Source organism: Pusillimonas sp. NJUB218 (assembly GCF_003788685.1).
In the GTDB taxonomy this organism is placed as follows: domain Bacteria; phylum Pseudomonadota; class Gammaproteobacteria; order Burkholderiales; family Burkholderiaceae_B; genus Neopusillimonas.
This window is the reverse complement of sequence record NZ_NQMK01000006.1, coordinates 58,349-72,969: the sequence shown is the minus strand read 5'-3', so window position 1 is coordinate 72,969 and position 14,621 is coordinate 58,349. Positions and strand designations below refer to the sequence as shown.

The 14,621-nt window shown below is 55.6% G+C and carries 17 protein-coding genes and 1 other RNA gene; 13 read left to right on the top strand and 5 right to left on the bottom strand.

Annotated elements, in window-relative coordinates; genetic code table 11:
• The first annotated feature begins 7 nt into the window (after nucleotides 1-7).
• The 6 genes from CHR62_RS09085 (at nucleotide 8) to CHR62_RS09060 (ending at nucleotide 2,358) form a co-directional block, all read left to right on the top strand.
• Nucleotides 8-805 carry a hypothetical protein gene (locus CHR62_RS09085; RefSeq protein ID WP_123660715.1) on the top strand — a complete coding sequence of 266 codons (798 nt, stop codon included), beginning with the start codon at nucleotides 8-10 and terminating at the stop codon, nucleotides 803-805.
• Between the two features lie 9 nt (nucleotides 806-814).
• Nucleotides 815-1,045, top strand: coding sequence for a hypothetical protein (locus CHR62_RS09080; protein WP_123660714.1), 231 nt, complete (start codon nucleotides 815-817; stop codon nucleotides 1,043-1,045).
• On the top strand, nucleotides 1,038-1,337 hold the full coding sequence (locus CHR62_RS09075) for a hypothetical protein (RefSeq protein WP_123660713.1): 300 nt from the start codon (nucleotides 1,038-1,040) through the stop codon (nucleotides 1,335-1,337). The genes CHR62_RS09080 and CHR62_RS09075 overlap by 8 nt, the downstream gene beginning before the upstream one ends.
• 113 nt (nucleotides 1,338-1,450) lie before the next feature.
• Nucleotides 1,451-1,762, top strand: coding sequence for a hypothetical protein (locus CHR62_RS09070; RefSeq protein WP_123660712.1), 312 nt, complete (start codon nucleotides 1,451-1,453; stop codon nucleotides 1,760-1,762).
• Nucleotides 1,763-1,765: 3 nt separating this feature from the next.
• The gene (locus CHR62_RS09065) at nucleotides 1,766-2,020 is read left to right on the top strand and encodes a hypothetical protein (protein ID WP_123660711.1); all 255 of its coding nucleotides are present in this window, start codon (nucleotides 1,766-1,768) and stop codon (nucleotides 2,018-2,020) included.
• Nucleotides 2,017-2,358, top strand: coding sequence for a M15 family metallopeptidase (locus CHR62_RS09060; protein WP_123660710.1), 342 nt, complete (start codon nucleotides 2,017-2,019; stop codon nucleotides 2,356-2,358). The genes CHR62_RS09065 and CHR62_RS09060 overlap by 4 nt, the downstream gene beginning before the upstream one ends.
• Here CHR62_RS09060 and CHR62_RS15980 read toward each other — a convergent pair.
• The gene (locus tag CHR62_RS15980) at nucleotides 2,328-2,606 is read right to left on the bottom strand and encodes an HNH endonuclease (RefSeq protein ID WP_370318055.1); all 279 of its coding nucleotides are present in this window, start codon (nucleotides 2,604-2,606) and stop codon (nucleotides 2,328-2,330) included. The two genes, CHR62_RS09060 and CHR62_RS15980, sit on opposite strands and share 31 nt — an antisense overlap.
• A 449-nt stretch (nucleotides 2,607-3,055) precedes the next feature.
• Between CHR62_RS15980 and CHR62_RS09050 the strand changes: the two genes are divergently transcribed.
• Nucleotides 3,056-3,544 (top strand): DUF2514 family protein, encoded by a 489-nt coding sequence (locus CHR62_RS09050; RefSeq protein ID WP_123660708.1) that lies wholly within the window; start codon nucleotides 3,056-3,058, stop codon nucleotides 3,542-3,544.
• A gap of 318 nt (nucleotides 3,545-3,862) precedes the next feature.
• On the opposite strand, the gene ssrA is transcribed toward CHR62_RS09050, so the two are convergent.
• From ssrA to ompA, 4 genes are all read right to left on the bottom strand, one after another.
• Nucleotides 3,863-4,228, bottom strand: a transfer-messenger RNA (tmRNA) gene (ssrA, locus tag CHR62_RS09045).
• 162 nt (nucleotides 4,229-4,390) lie between these two features.
• Entirely contained in the window at nucleotides 4,391-5,047 is a 657-nt protein-coding gene (gene gph / locus CHR62_RS09040) for a phosphoglycolate phosphatase (protein ID WP_093970424.1), read from the bottom strand.
• Nucleotides 5,048-5,050: 3 nt separating this feature from the next.
• Nucleotides 5,051-5,782 (bottom strand): bifunctional 2-polyprenyl-6-hydroxyphenol methylase/3-demethylubiquinol 3-O-methyltransferase UbiG, encoded by a 732-nt coding sequence (ubiG, locus tag CHR62_RS09035; protein WP_123660707.1) that lies wholly within the window; start codon nucleotides 5,780-5,782, stop codon nucleotides 5,051-5,053.
• A 68-nt stretch (nucleotides 5,783-5,850) separates the two neighbouring features.
• Entirely contained in the window at nucleotides 5,851-6,432 is a 582-nt protein-coding gene (ompA, locus tag CHR62_RS09030) for an outer membrane protein OmpA (protein WP_123660706.1), read from the bottom strand.
• Between the two features lie 329 nt (nucleotides 6,433-6,761).
• Here ompA and gyrA point away from each other — a divergent pair, with 329 nt between their 5' ends.
• The 6 genes from gyrA to cmk are packed head-to-tail and all read left to right on the top strand — an operon-like array spanning nucleotide 6,762 to nucleotide 14,607.
• A complete protein-coding gene (gyrA, locus tag CHR62_RS09025) occupies nucleotides 6,762-9,479 on the top strand; it encodes a DNA gyrase subunit A (RefSeq protein WP_123660705.1) in 2,718 nt (905 codons plus the stop codon).
• On the top strand, nucleotides 9,476-10,606 hold the full coding sequence (gene serC, locus CHR62_RS09020; RefSeq protein ID WP_123660704.1) for a 3-phosphoserine/phosphohydroxythreonine transaminase: 1,131 nt from the start codon (nucleotides 9,476-9,478) through the stop codon (nucleotides 10,604-10,606). Before gyrA ends, serC begins: the two co-directional genes overlap by 4 nt.
• Nucleotides 10,599-11,687 carry a prephenate dehydratase gene (pheA, locus tag CHR62_RS09015; RefSeq protein ID WP_123660703.1) on the top strand — a complete coding sequence of 363 codons (1,089 nt, stop codon included), beginning with the start codon at nucleotides 10,599-10,601 and terminating at the stop codon, nucleotides 11,685-11,687. The genes serC and pheA overlap by 8 nt, the downstream gene beginning before the upstream one ends.
• 12 nt (nucleotides 11,688-11,699) lie before the next feature.
• Complete coding sequence (locus CHR62_RS09010; protein WP_123660702.1) at nucleotides 11,700-12,599, top strand: prephenate dehydrogenase/arogenate dehydrogenase family protein; 900 nt, start codon at nucleotides 11,700-11,702, stop codon at nucleotides 12,597-12,599.
• A complete protein-coding gene (gene aroA, locus CHR62_RS09005) occupies nucleotides 12,596-13,921 on the top strand; it encodes a 3-phosphoshikimate 1-carboxyvinyltransferase (protein ID WP_123660701.1) in 1,326 nt (441 codons plus the stop codon). The genes CHR62_RS09010 and aroA overlap by 4 nt, the downstream gene beginning before the upstream one ends.
• Nucleotides 13,918-14,607 carry a (d)CMP kinase gene (gene cmk / locus CHR62_RS09000; RefSeq protein ID WP_123660700.1) on the top strand — a complete coding sequence of 230 codons (690 nt, stop codon included), beginning with the start codon at nucleotides 13,918-13,920 and terminating at the stop codon, nucleotides 14,605-14,607. Before aroA ends, cmk begins: the two co-directional genes overlap by 4 nt.
• The last annotated feature ends 14 nt before the right edge of the window (nucleotides 14,608-14,621 follow it).

Here is a 14,621-nt window from a genome sequence, read left to right as displayed (position 1 = left end):
GAGAACTATGTCACAAGAGCTTTCTCAGCTTTCTGAAGACCCGCCACTGCCTGGGGCGGTTGCGATACAGAACATCAACAAGATCATTCGCACGATCGCTACTGACTTTGCTGGCCCGGATGATCCTGCTGGCATGTCTTGGCCATACTGCACTTGGGCTGATACGGGAAATAACCTGAAAAAGCGCAGGAATGCCGCTGGCACTGCTTGGGTTGTCGAGGGGGTGCTATTCAAGGCCTCCCTACCGCAGTATCTTGAAGCCGATATTCCAACCTCTGATAAAGGCCCGATCTATGTTGTCGGCAAAGGCCCAATTGAGTGGGATGGATCCGCGTATGCTCCGAGTACGCTGACAGGCGCGGCAAAGGTTTCTTATGACAATACCGGCAGTGAATTGACGGCTGACGACGTGCAAGCTGCAGTCGATGAGCTAAGCACAGCTAATAACGTTGGGGCCAAGAAAGCATTAAATGCCACTGGTGGTGCCCCTATTTACGCCTGTCGCGCATGGGTGAATTTTAACGGTACGACTACACCTCCGACAATTCGGGCGAGTGGGAATGTGAGTAGTGTAACCAAGCTCACTACGGGGAGGTATGAGATAGCGTTTACAAATACCATGCCTGACGCCAACTACGCTGTCGTGGGCGGGGTCATAGGGAACAATACCAACTATGCGTACATGACGACAAACATTGGGTCGCTACCAAGCGCCTCGTCTGTTCAAGTGAGTGTTGGGAGGTTCGATAAAACTGACGGCACTTTTGCTGACTTAACTCAGTGCAATGTAGCTGTTTTCCGTTAAGGACACCAAATGACACAAGCAATTATCTACCTACAAGACAACGGTGTCCCGGCAGTAATGATGCCAACACCTGAAGCACTGCAAGTAATGACAATTCACCAAGTAGCAGTCAAAGACGTTCCGACAGGCAAGCCGTTTGCGATTGTTGACGTGGCGATCCTTCCGTCTGTACTGCAAGAAGCATGGGTTATTGATGAAGCTGATTTAATGGACGGGATTGGGGGTCAACAAAATGCTTAATATTCAGATTGACGAATCCAAACTTAAACCACCAGTGCCCCAACAATGCAGCGGTCGCCAAGGCCAGAAGGCTCTACTTCGCACGCCCTACGGCGAAGATAGCAACATGCTTGCGGCGGTCAAAGCGCTGATCGCTTCGATCCCTGACGACTTCATGAGGGAAGATGCCGAGCTGGACTTCAACGCGTCCACCTGGGAGCGCAACAACCAAACGTTGCAAGCACTTTGGGCGCAGCTTGGTGGTACCGAGTCGCAACTAGACGATCTTTTCGTGCTCGCCCAAACGCTCTAATCCAGCAGCAACAACCCGATAGCAGTAACGACAGCCGCCATTGAGCGGTTTTTTTGCGTCGATCACAACTGCCCCGGAGGGGGCATTTTTTTCGTCTATTCAAAGGAGAGGCAATGCCGGCAGATTGGTTAAACCACTTGGAGAAGTTGGCCCCCGGCCTGCTTGGGAGCATGGGCGCGATGCTCTGGATACAGGGGTCGTGGAAGCGAAGGTTCTCGCTGTTTGCCTTTGGCGGGGTGATGAGCTGGTACGCCTCGGCTTGGCTATCTCATGTGACAGGCATACCAGAGGGCTTTGCGGGGCTGATGGTCGGCCTATTTGGCATGAGCGTCGTCGATTCGATTTTTCGTGCGTGGGCTGATCTCGGCATTTCATCGATCGTGCGCGAGTGGGTTCGTATGCGACTGGGCCTGCCTCGGGAGTAAGCCATGGAAAAGATCGTGATTGTTTTGTTGTGCTTTGTGAGCCTGGCCTGTGTGGCCGGTGCGTTTAGCCAGTGCTACGCCGGCACGCTGCTGCAGCGCGTTGGTATGACCCTGATCGCATTTTGGGCGGCTTGGCGCATTGCTTTGATTGTGGAAGAGGGGCAGGTGCACCCGCACATGGTGCTTGGCGCCGTGGGCATGGCTGTGTTCGCTGCAGGAACGATGGTTAAGACGTGGGTATGGAGGTATCGGAAATGACGCTTGGACAAAAGCAACGCAAATTCACCCGAATGATCGCTGACCTTATCCGGTATGCGTATGACCAGGGCTATGAGCTGACCTTCGGTGATGCTTATCGAGATCCACGAGTGCATGGCCATGTCGGGCAAAAGCAGTCCTACAGCAGCGCCAACAGCTTGCACAAAGAACGGCTAGCGGTGGACTTCAACCTGTTTAAAGACGGGCGGTATTTGACCTCGACCGAAGATCACCGACCGCTGGGCGAGTATTGGGAATCTATCGGCGGCACCTGGGGTGGAAGATTCTCGTCACCGGATGGGAATCATTACTCTTTGGAGCATAACGGAAGAGCGTGATACGCCATGTGCTGGGCGTGGTCGGCACAAACAACTAGGTTGTCAGGTGAGTTGTTCAGCTTGTTGAAATCTTTGTGGTGAACTTCCTCTGGATCCCTGATGGGACGTCCGATTTTCGCCTCAGCCACAATTATGTGCTCGAACACATAACCCTTGGCGTCTGCTCTTGGGTGGGTAGGCAGAAGAATTTTCTTATACCCCTTTTTGATAATAAATGGCTTTTTCCTGTGAGATCCAGAGCACGCCATCGAGCAATATTTTGGATTTGCCCAGTGGGCAATGAATGCTCTCCCGCAGTGGAGGCATTTGTGCGGGGTCGAAGTGGTGAATGCCGTTGGTGTTTTCGGAGGCTTGTATGCCATTTGGAGGTAGTGAGGTCGGCAAAACCCCTTCCCGAAATGCTCAGCCTTGCACCCGTCCACTGAACAAGAGAGTTTGGGGCGTTCTTGTTTCCCTTGTTCTGCGAATTTTCTCCCCCTCTGCCAAAGGCCATAGCAAGAGGAGTTGCAAAACGGGCGTACGGTGTTTGGATGAATTTTTCTCTGAATTTCGCTGCCGCAATGCGTGCAAGTTTTGTTCATTTAATTCTTAGGAAATTAGCGATGGATATCATTATATATAACGAAGAATGGAAAATTAATATTCTTAAAATATTCAACGATGGCAATCACTATTCGCTAGAGCACGGTGGCCGCAAATGATTAGGGTGCTTTTAGGCTGGAAGGGCTACGCCGCCGCTGCCATAGTCGCTGGGGTCGCCGCCTGGTGGGTGCAGGGCTGGCGATACGACGCCCAGATTAGTCGCATTGAGACTGCCCAGGCAACCGCCATGGCTGATGCCCAGGCCAAAGCGCGACAAATTGAACAGGCCCGTGTGGCCGCTATTGAAGAGGTGACAAAAGATGCAGATGAAAAGATCGCTGCTGTGCAGGCTGATGCTGATGCCGCTGCTGATAGTGCTAAGCGGCTGCGCGCAGAACTTGCCCGTCTCCGTCGAGCCGCCAGCGATACCGCCGCTACCGGCTCAGGCCCGGGTCAGCCTGGTGCCGACCCCATCGGTGTGCTTGCCGTCGTGCTTGGCGAACTTGACGATCGAGCGGGGGAAGTGGGCAGATACGCTGACCGGCTCAAAGTAGCGGGATTGGCGTGTGAAATGGCTTATGACTCTTTGCGTTCCGGGCAATAAAAAACCCGCTCAATGGCGGGTGATTTTTTTAGTTTGCGAAGCAAACAGGCTTTTGCGAAGCGGCGATACTTAAAAATCCTCTTAAGAACCGCATGAGTATTGGAGGCGCAACTCGGAATCGAACCGGGGTACACGGATTTGCAATCCGGGTCAGCCTGGCGCTGATTCCGTTGATACGCTGGCCGGCTCAAAGCAATTATGTTGGCGTGTGTGAATCGCGTGTGAATTGTGTGTGAATTGCTACACCACCAGACACTAAAAAGGGCCAATATCTCTATTGGCCCCGTCTAGTGCTACATAGTGCAGCGTGGTGTGTATTGGTGGAGTCGGGGGGAATTGAACCCCCGTCCGCAAGCCCTCTGCAGGCAGTTCTACATGCTTAGTCAACCAACTTTAAGGTTTTAGCCTCGGGCCATGCCGGTTAACAGGCCATCCCTTAGCGATTCACATTAATTTAAGCGTTGACTGAGTGACCCAGCCAAAACCGATTCTTTGTAAATGACGCTGCTGTAGGTTTTACCCTACCTGACCCAAAGACAAATCAGTGCAGCGGCTTACCGCTTAAGCGGCTAAAGCGAAACGCTCGTCGTTGGCGTTTGTAGTTTTCCAGTGGATTAACGAGCTTACTGGTGCTCGGCATGCCCTACTCTGTTTCGCGACCCACGTCGAAGCCAAGTCGACCCCAGAACATAGATTGTAACGTACTACACAGGGTTAGAGGGAAGGGCTGGAAGAAAGTTCCGCCCGCATCGCATTATTTGTGCAAAAAACCGGCCATGCACTGCGCCGGGCTGCAGGTAAGGCCGCTGCGCAGCAGAAGCGACCGCTGGTATGGCACAGTAATGCTTACAGTAGCCGGTTGATATGCCCCAACAAGTCGTTAACTTGATGCGCAATGGCGTCGGCCTGCCAGTTGGCCACCTGTGCCGGGTTGCAATACCCATAGGCAGCCGCAATGGTGGGCATGCCCGCTGCCTTGCCCGCCACAATATCGCGTTCGTCGTCGCCAATATAAATACATTGCTGTGGCGTAAACCCCGCACGCTCGGCCGCAAGAAGCAAGGGCGCCGGGTGCGGCTTGGCGTACCCGGCGGTATCGCCGCCAATAGTGACCGCACATTCGGTATGAAGTTCAAGGTGCTTGACGATGGGCAGGGCGAGGTATTCCACCTTGTTGGTGACGATGCCCCAGCGGTAACCTTGTGCTTTTAAAGACTGAAGCAATTCGGGTACACCCGGAAATAGTCGGGTCAGCACCGTCATGTGCTGCTCGTAGTCTGACAAAAATTGTCGCCGATGCGACTCGTAGTCGGGATGGTCAGGGTCGATATCCAGGCTGACTTTAAGCAAGCCGCGTGCCCCGGCCGATGCCATTGGCCGAAGCATTTCGTAGGGCAGGGCATTGAGCCCCTGCCGTTCGCGCTGCCGGTTGGCCGCCGCTGCCAGGTCGGGCGCGGTGTCGGCCAGGGTGCCGTCAAAATCAAACAGAACCAGCTTGCTCATGCCTTACAGTACCTTTTTTTGCGTGGCCATCAGGTAATTGACGGAGGTATCGTTGGACAGCGAGTACAAATCGGTGATGGGGTTGTATTCCATGCCGGCCATTTGCATGACGGTGAGGCCCGACTGACGCACGGCCCGCGAAAGCTCGCTGGGTTTGATGAATTTTTCGTAGCTGTGCGTGCCCTTGGGGAGCAAACGCAGTACGTATTCGGCGCCGACAATGGCAAACAGGAACGACTTTGGGTTGCGGTTGAGTGTGGAAAAAAATACCCACCCCCCCGGTTTGACCATTTGGCTGCATGCTTGCACGATAGATGCCGGGTCGGGGACGTGTTCAAGCATTTCCATGCAGGTGACCACATCGAACTGACCGGTATGCTGCGCCGCGAAGTCTTCTGCGCTAATCGATTGATAGTCGACCTTTACACCCGATTCGAGGCTGTGCAGTCGGGCGACCGTTAACGACTTGTCGGCCAAGTCGATACCCGTGACCTGCGCGCCCGCTACGGCCATGCTTTCGGCCAATATGCCGCCGCCGCAACCAACATCGACAATATTTTTGCCGCTTAGCGAACCTGCAATGTCTTGTACCCAGCCCAAACGTAGCGGGTTGATGGCATGCAATGGTTTGAATTCGCTTTCCGGGTCCCACCAGCGCGAGGCCAGTGCACTGAATTTGTCGATTTCAGCCTGGCTGACATTTTGGGTAGAAGAAGACGACGTGTTCTGTTGCATGGACGTTTCCCGAATAAAAAAAGGGTGCCCGAAGGCACCCCTTATTGTAGCGTTTATTGCTGCAAGAATTACTTGCGAACGCCTACGATCTCGATCTCTACGCGGCGGTTCTGTGCGCGGCCTTCACGAGTTTTGTTGCTGGCGATAGGCTGGGCTTCGCCCTTGCCTTCGGCGTAGATGCGGTTGGCATCAATGCCTTTGCTGACCAGGTAGTTTTTAACTGTGTTGGCGCGACGCTGCGACAGACCCATGTTGTACTGTTCAGTACCGATGGAGTCGGTGTGACCAACAGCAATAACGGTTTCCAGGTTCAGCGACTGAGCCTGAGCAGCAACCTGGTCAAGGACCTGGCGACCGGCGGGCTTGAGCGTGGCTTTGTCGAAGTCAAAGAACGTGTCAGCGTTCAGGACAACTTTCGAAGCTGTAGGAGCAACAACAGGCGTTTGCTGAGCAACAGGCACACCGTCACAGCCGGCCAGACCTGTAGCAGGTGTCCAGAAGTTGTCGCGCCAGCACAATTCGTTCGTGCCGTTCATTACGGCGCCGCCGTAAGGAGTTTGCCAGTTGTCTACAGTTTGCGCAGAAGCTGCACCGGAAGCCGAAAAGGCGGCAATAGCAAGGGCTAATGCGAATTTAGAGGGTTTATTCATGTTTCTCCTCGTTGAGCTTAATGCTGGTAAGTGACCGCAGCGAACCTCCGCCGCATTATTGAAAAACGTAACCAGTATAGCAATGCAATGGTTTTAAACAAAGAATTGCTCTGGAAATCATGCGTGTTAGGCCGAATCTTACGGTATTTTTGTGAGCTTCGTGACGCCTGATTCGCATGCGGTGTCCAGATATGAGTAATTCTACCGTAAGTTTTGCAATATTGTTGGTTTTGGGCAACGTCTTCAGGGCTAGGGTGGAAGTGCTAGAATTTCCCATTCGCCCGTAGTCGGCCACTTCACGATCATACCTTTCAAGAATATAGAACCCTATGGATTCCTTCGCCAAGGAGACTCTTCCCATATCGCTGGAAGAGGAGATGCGCCGCAGTTATCTTGACTACGCCATGAGCGTTATTGTGGGTCGGGCGCTGCCCGATGTCCGCGATGGTCTGAAACCGGTGCATCGGCGTGTGCTGTTTGCCATGCACGAACTGAATAACGACTGGAATCGTGCCTACAAGAAGTCGGCGCGTATTGTGGGTGACGTTATCGGTAAGTATCACCCGCACGGCGATTGGGCGGTGTACTACACCATTGTCCGTATGGCGCAAGATTTCTCGCTGCGTTATACGCTGGTCGACGGTCAGGGCAACTTTGGCTCGGTCGATGGCGACAGCGCGGCGGCTATGCGTTATACCGAAATCCGTTTGTCGAAAATCGCACACGAATTGTTGGCTGATATCGACCAGGAAACGGTCGACTTCGGGCCCAACTACGACGGTTCCGAACAAGAGCCTCTGCTGTTGCCGTCGCGTTTGCCGAACCTTTTGGTCAACGGCAGCTCGGGTATTGCTGTGGGGATGGCCACCAATATCCCGCCCCATAATTTGTCTGAAGTGGTGGAGGGCTGCCTATATTGTTTGCGCAACCCCGACTGCACGGTCGATGATCTTATCGAGATCATCCCCGCGCCCGATTTCCCCACTGGCGGCATTATTTACGGGTTGTCGGGTGTGCGCGAAGGCTACCGCACGGGTCGCGGTCGCGTGGTCATGCGGGCTAAAACCCACTTCGAAGACCTCGAACGCGGCAACCGGCAGGCCATTATCGTTGATGCCATTCCGTATCAGGTCAATAAAAAAACCCTGCAAGAGCGTATTGCCGAGCTGGTCAACGAAAAGAAAATCGAGGGTATCTCCGATATTCGTGACGAATCTGACAAAGACGGCATGCGTCTAGTCATCGAGCTCAAGCGTGGCGAAGTGCCTGAAGTGGTGCTGAACAACTTGTACAAGCACACGCAGTTGCAAGATACTTTTGGCATGAACTTTGTGGCGCTGGTCGATGGCCAGCCCCGCTTGTTGAACCTGAAGCAACTGGTCGAATACTTCCTGTTCCACCGTCGCGAAGTGGTCACGCGTCGCACCGTGTTCCAGCTGCGCAAGGCGCGCGAGCGCGGTCACGTGCTTGAAGGCCTGGCTGTTGCTCTGGCTAACATCGACGATTTCATCGCTATTATCAAGGCCGCGCCTACACCCCCGGTGGCGCGCCAAGAACTCATGTCCCGCTCGTGGGATTCCTCGTTGGTACGCGAAATGCTTGCGCGTGCCGATCAGGGCGAAACACCCGGCGGCCGCGCTGCTTATCGTCCCGATGGCCTGTCTGAAGTCTTTGGTCTTCAAGACGACGGCATGTATCGTTTAAGCGAAACCCAGGCGCAAGAAATTTTGAATATGCGTCTGCAGCGCCTGACCGGGCTCGAGCAAGACAAGATCGTCAACGAATACAAAGACGTGATGGATACCATCGCCGATTTGCTCGATATTCTGGCGCGCCCCGAGCGCATCACCACCATCATTTCCGACGAACTGATCGCCATCCGTAACGAATTCGGTATTGGCGCCAAAGACACCCGTTTGTCCGAAATCGAACACAACGCAACCGAGCTCGACACCGAAGACCTGATCACCCCTATGGATATGGTCGTCACGTTGTCACAGACGGGTTATATCAAGAGCCAGCCCTTGTCCGAATACCGCTCGCAAAAGCGGGGCGGGCGCGGCAAGCAGGCCACGGCCATGAAAGAAAACGACTGGGTCGACCAGCTTTTCATTGCCAACACGCACGATTACCTGTTGTGTTTCTCCGACCACGGCCGTGTTTACTGGCTCAAGGTCTGGGAAGTCCCGCAAGGCTCGCGCAATTCCCGTGGCCGTCCCATTGTCAACATGTTCCCGTTGGTCGATGGCGAAAAAATCACGGTCGTGCTTGCGGTTAAAGAGTTCAGCGACGATCACTACGTCTTCATGGCAACGTCGCGTGGTACTGTCAAAAAGACACCTTTGTCCGACTTTTCCAACCCGCGTAAGGCCGGCATTATTGCTGTCGCCCTCGACGAAGGTGACTTCCTTATTGGTGCCGACCTTACCGACGGCAAGCACGACATCATGTTGTTCTCCGATGCTGGAAAAGCCGTTCGCTTCGACGAAAACGACGTTCGCCCCATGGGTCGCACCGCACGTGGCGTGCGCGGCATGATGCTCGAAGACGGGCAGTCGGTCATTTCGCTGCTGGTTGCGGGCGATGAGTCGCAAAGCGTACTGACCGCCACCGAAAACGGCTACGGCAAACGCACCTCTATTGTCGAATACACCCGTCACGGCCGGGGCACCAAAGGCATGATCGCCATTCAAACCAGTGCCCGCAATGGCAAGGTGGTCGGCGCCGTGCTGGTCAATCCTACTGACGAAATCATGCTCATCACGTCAGCAGGCGTTCTTGTGCGCACCCGAGTGGCAGAAATTCGTGAAATGGGCCGCGCTACGCAGGGCGTTACGCTTATCAATATCGACGAAGACAGCTACTTGTCTGGCGTGCGCCGTGTTGTCGAGAGCGATGCCGACGACGAGGCTGATCTTGATGAAGACGGTGTTGAGGGTTTGGTGGCTGAAGATGCCGTTGACCCGTCTACCGACGCAGGCGAGCAGGGCAACGATGCCGGAAACGCCGAAGACGCTTCAGACAACGACGGTGGTGAGCAGGTATGACGCGGCCCTGGAACTTTTCTGCGGGTCCCTCGGTGATGCCGCTTCAGGTGTTGCAACAGGCGGCTGCCGAGATGACCGATTGGCAAGGCAGTGGCATGTCGGTCATGGAAATGAGCCATCGCGGCAAGCAGTTCATGCACATTCGCGATCAGGCCGAGGCCGATTTGCGCGCCTTGTTGGGGGTGCCCGATGACTACGCCGTGTTGTTTTTGCAGGGCGGTGCCACAGGCGAGAACGCCATATTGCCCTTAAACCTTATCGGTCGTAACGGGGCCAACAAGGCCGACTATATCGTGTCGGGCGCCTGGTCCGAAAAGTCTGCCAAAGAGGCGCGCAAGTACGGCGATGCGGCGGTTGCGGCCACCAGCGCCAGCGAAGCGGTTATCGACGGCCGTCATCAGGCGCCGTACACCTGGTTCCCCGCGGCAGACCAATGGCAAATCAGGTCCGACGCGGCTTATGTGCACTTTTGCAGCAACGAAACTATCGGCGGCGTTGAGTTCACGCAGTGGCCCGATTTGGCTGCGCTGGGCGCATCCGGTGTGCCGTTGGTCGTCGACGCCTCATCGCATATCTTGTCGCGTCCCATCGATTTTTCCAAAGCCGCTGTGGTTTACGCGGGCGCCCAGAAAAATGCGGGGCCAGCCGGCGTTACTTTGCTCATTATTCGCCGCGATCTCATCGGTCATGCATTGCCAACGTGTCCGTCGGCATTCGATTACGCTAACGTCGAGAAGAACGACTCGATGTACAACACGCCGCCCACCTATGCCATTTACATGGCTGGGCTGGTGTTTAAGTGGTTGTTGGCCCAGGGTGGCGTTGAGGCTATCGAACAAGAAAACATTCGCAAAGCGCAGGCGCTGTACCAATACATCGATGGCTCCGGTTTTTATCAAAACCGCGTCCACCCCGACGTCCGGTCGCGCATGAACGTTCCCTTCTTTTTGGTCGACGAGTCGCTTAACGCCGAGTTTTTGGCGCAGGCCGATGCCGCCGGGTTATTGCAGCTAAAAGGGCATAAAAGCGTGGGCGGCATGCGGGCTTCTATCTACAACGCGATGCCTTTCGAGGGCGTCCAGGCCCTGATTACATTTATGAAGGAATTCGAACGCCGTCATGGATAACACTTTGCAAAGCCAGCTTCAGCCTTTGCGCGAAGAAATTGACCGTATCGATCAAGACATTCTGGGCTTGTTGAACCGACGGGCTCAAACCGCTCAGGCGGTGGGGCAGGTCAAGGCGGCGTTTGATGCCGACGGCCCAGTCCTCAAGCCCGAGCGCGAGGCCAGCCTTATTCGCCACTTGCAACAGCTTAATGCCGGCCCCTTTACCGAGGCTGGCATTGAATCGGTCTGGCGAGAGATCATTTCTGTTTGCCGGGGGCTCGAAAGCACCCTGACGGTGGCTTATCTGGGTCCTCAGGGTTCGTTTTCAGAACAGGCCGCGCTGGAACAGTTTGGCCATGCCATTACCAAATTACCCTGTGCTTCCTTCGACGAAGTTTTCCGTGCTGTCGAGGCAGGGCAGGCCAATGTGGGCATGGTGCCTGTCGAGAACTCTACCGAAGGCGCGGTCAACCGCACGCTCGATCTTTTGTTGAATTCGCCGCTAAAGGTATTGGGCGAGCGCTCGCTGAGCATCCACCATTGCATCATGACGCGTTCGGGTACGCTCGACGGCGTCACGCGTGTTATGGCGCATCCGCAGGCGCTGGCTCAGTGCCAGGGCTGGCTGACGCAGCATTATCCCGCTTTGTCTCGTGACGCGGCCTCCAGTAATGCCGAGGCGGCACGCCTTGCCTCTGAAGATCCTACCGTTGCCGCTATTGCAGGTGCGGTTGCGGCCGAGGCGTGGGGGCTTAAGGTAGTGGCTGCTGGCATTCAAGACGACCCGCAAAACCGCACGCGCTTCCTGGCAGTGGGCGCACAAGATACGCTCCCTTCCGGGCAAGACAAAACCAGTCTTATCCTTGCGGTGCCCAACCGGGCCGGTGCTGTCTACGAGATGCTGGCGCCTATTGCCGAGAATGGCGTGTCTATGTCTCGTCTCGAATCCCGTCCGGCGCGTACTGGCCAATGGGAATACTATTTCTATCTTGATCTGCTTGGCCACCATACCGAGCCGGCAGTTCAGGCTACGCTGGCAGCGCTCAAGAAACGAGCCGCGTTCTTCAAGGTGCTGGGTTCCTACCCGGTACATATTTAAGGGCGCCGCTTGATGACTGACCCAGAGGTGCAGCGCACGCCCAGGGTGGGCGTGTTGGCAATTGTTGGTGTTGGCCTGATTGGGGGGTCTTTTGCGGCGGCCTTACGCCAGGCAGGCCTGGTCGACAAGGTATTGGGGGTGGGGCGCCGTCCCGGTCCCCTGGCGTTGGCCAAGCGTTTGGGGTTAATCGACGAAGTGGCTACGCTGGCACAAGCTGCAGCGCAGGCCGATCTTATATTTCTGGCTGCACCGGTGGGCGCATTTCCCGCCTTGCTGGCTGGCATGTTGCCCACGTTAAGCTCGCAGGCCGTCATTACCGATGCTGGTAGCACCAAGGTCGATGTGGTCCAAGCGGCTTATCAGTCATTGGGTGATCGGGTAGCGCAGTTTATTCCGGGTCACCCCATAGCCGGGGCCGAACGTACAGGCCCCGAGGCCGCTGACGCGCAACTGTATCGGGGGCGAAATGTCATTCTTACGCCGCTGCCCGAAAATACGCCTCAAGACCGCCATTGGTTAACCCAGCTTTGGGAGCACTGCGGTGCGCGTGTTTTGAACATGGACGCCGCCGCACACGATACTGTGCTGGCGTCTGTCAGTCATGTGCCGCATTTTCTGGCATCAGTGTTTATGGCTCAGGTTGCTGCAGCCAACGATGCCGACTTGCGTTTAAGTTTGGCGGGCACTGGTTTTCGTGATTTCACGCGCATTGCAGCGGGCTCGCCCGAAATGTGGCGCGATATTTTCCTTGCCAATCGGCAGGCCGTATTAGCCGAAGTTGCCCAGGTGCGCGATGTGCTGGCTCAGGCCGAGCAGGCGTTGGCTGATGGCGATGGCGTGAAACTTTTTGATTTGCTCGAGCGTGCTGCATTAGCGCGTCGTTTTTGGGGTAGCAGGAGCGGTTTGTCATGACGGCCAGTCCCGATTTGTTGTTGTCGCCGGTCAATCACGCCTCTGGCGATATGGTTTTGCCCGGGTCCAAAAGTATTTCGAACCGCGTGTTGCTGCTTGCTGCTTTGGCACGTGGCACCACGCTCATTCGCGGTGTGCTCGACTCAGATGACACCCGGGTCATGCTTGCCGGCTTGATGAAGCTGGGTGTGTCGCTTGATCGGGTGGCAACGACAGAGGTCGAAATTACAGGCGGGCTACCCTTCGAACGTGACGATATCGATATTTTTCTAGGCAATGCCGGTACGGCTTTCCGCCCCTTAACTGCTGCGCTGGCCCTGATGGGCGGGCAGTATCGCCTTTCGGGCGTAGCCCGCATGCATGAGCGCCCCATTGGCGACCTGGTCGAGGCGTTACGACAGTTGGGTGCCTCCATTGACTACATGGGGAACCCGGGCTATCCGCCATTGGCGATATCCAGTGCAAAGATCAATGCCGCGCAGCCTGTGCGAATCAAAGGCAATGTGTCCAGCCAGTTTCTAACCGCCTTGCTGTTGGCGGCCCCTATTTATACGGGGCAGGCCGGGTTGCCAGTTGTCATTGAAGTCGAGGGCGAGCTTATCTCCAAGCCCTATATCCTGATTACGCTCAATCTGATGGCGCGGTTTGGTGTTGTTGTAGAACGCGATGGTTGGCAACGGTTCACGATTCCGGCGGGTGCGGCCTATATCGCGCCTGGCCTCATCGACGTTGAAGGCGATGCGTCTTCTGCGTCCTATTTTCTGGCCATGGGTGCCATAGGCGCCGGCCCGGTTCGGGTGCATGGCGTGGGTGTCAACAGCATTCAGGGCGACGTCGCTTTTGCCGATACGCTTGAGGCGATGGGGGCGACAATCGTTCGCCATGACAATTTCATTGAGGCCCGTGGCATCGACGTTGCCAGCGGCCAAAAATTGCGCGCCTTCGATTTTGATTTCAACCTGATCCCCGATGCGGCCATGACGGCGGCGGCTCTGGCGCTGTTTGCCGACGGCGCTTGTACGTTACGCAATATTGGCAGCTGGCGCGTTAAAGAAACCGACCGTATCCATGCCATGCATACCGAGCTTGAAAAACTTGGGGCCAGCGTTGAGTCAGGGCCCGACTGGTTGCGCATAACACCACCGGCATCGTTTGGTGACTGGCATTCGGCCAGCATTGCGACCTACGACGACCACCGCATGGCCATGTGCTTCTCGTTGGCCTCGTTTGGTCCGGTGCCGGTCACCATTCAAGACCCTGACTGTGTTAGCAAAACCTTTCCAGATTACTTCAAAGTGTTCAGTCAATTGGTGAATAAATGAGTGAAGCGTGTGCGGTTCCAGTCATCGCTATCGACGGGCCGACGGCGTCGGGTAAAGGTACCGTCGCCCAGCGTGTGGCCAATGCGTTGGGTTGGACGGTGCTCGACAGTGGCGCGCTGTATCGTTTGACTGCTTTGGCGTGCATTGGTCAGGGCGTTGCGCCCGACGACGAGCACGGTGCGGCAAAAATTGCCGCAGGACTCGATGTGCGTTTTGTCGACGGCTGCATATTTATGGCGGGTCAGGATGTTACCGAGGCTATCCGTGCCGAGAGCGTTGGGCTGTTTGCCTCGCAAATTGCTGCCTTGGGGGGGGTGCGTGAGGCGCTTTTGGGGCGCCAGCGCGCTTTTCGTCAGCTGCCGGGGCTGGTCGCCGATGGTCGCGATATGGGTACGGTAGTGTTCCCCGATGCACCATTAAAAGTTTTTTTGGTGGCTGATGTGCACGCAAGGGCACAAAGACGGTGTAAGCAGTTGATCGAAAAGGGGTTTCCTGCTAACCTAGCAGACTTAACACGGGATCTTGAAGCACGCGATGCCCGAGACCAGTCAAGGGCAAATGCGCCGCTTGCGGCCGCGCCCGATGCGGTTACCCTCGATTCATCGCATTTAAGCATCGAAGAAACCGTTAATGCAGTACTCGACCTTTGGTCGAATAGAGGTGCTTCCGGCACGTATACCGGGTAGTTTTCTGGTAGGTT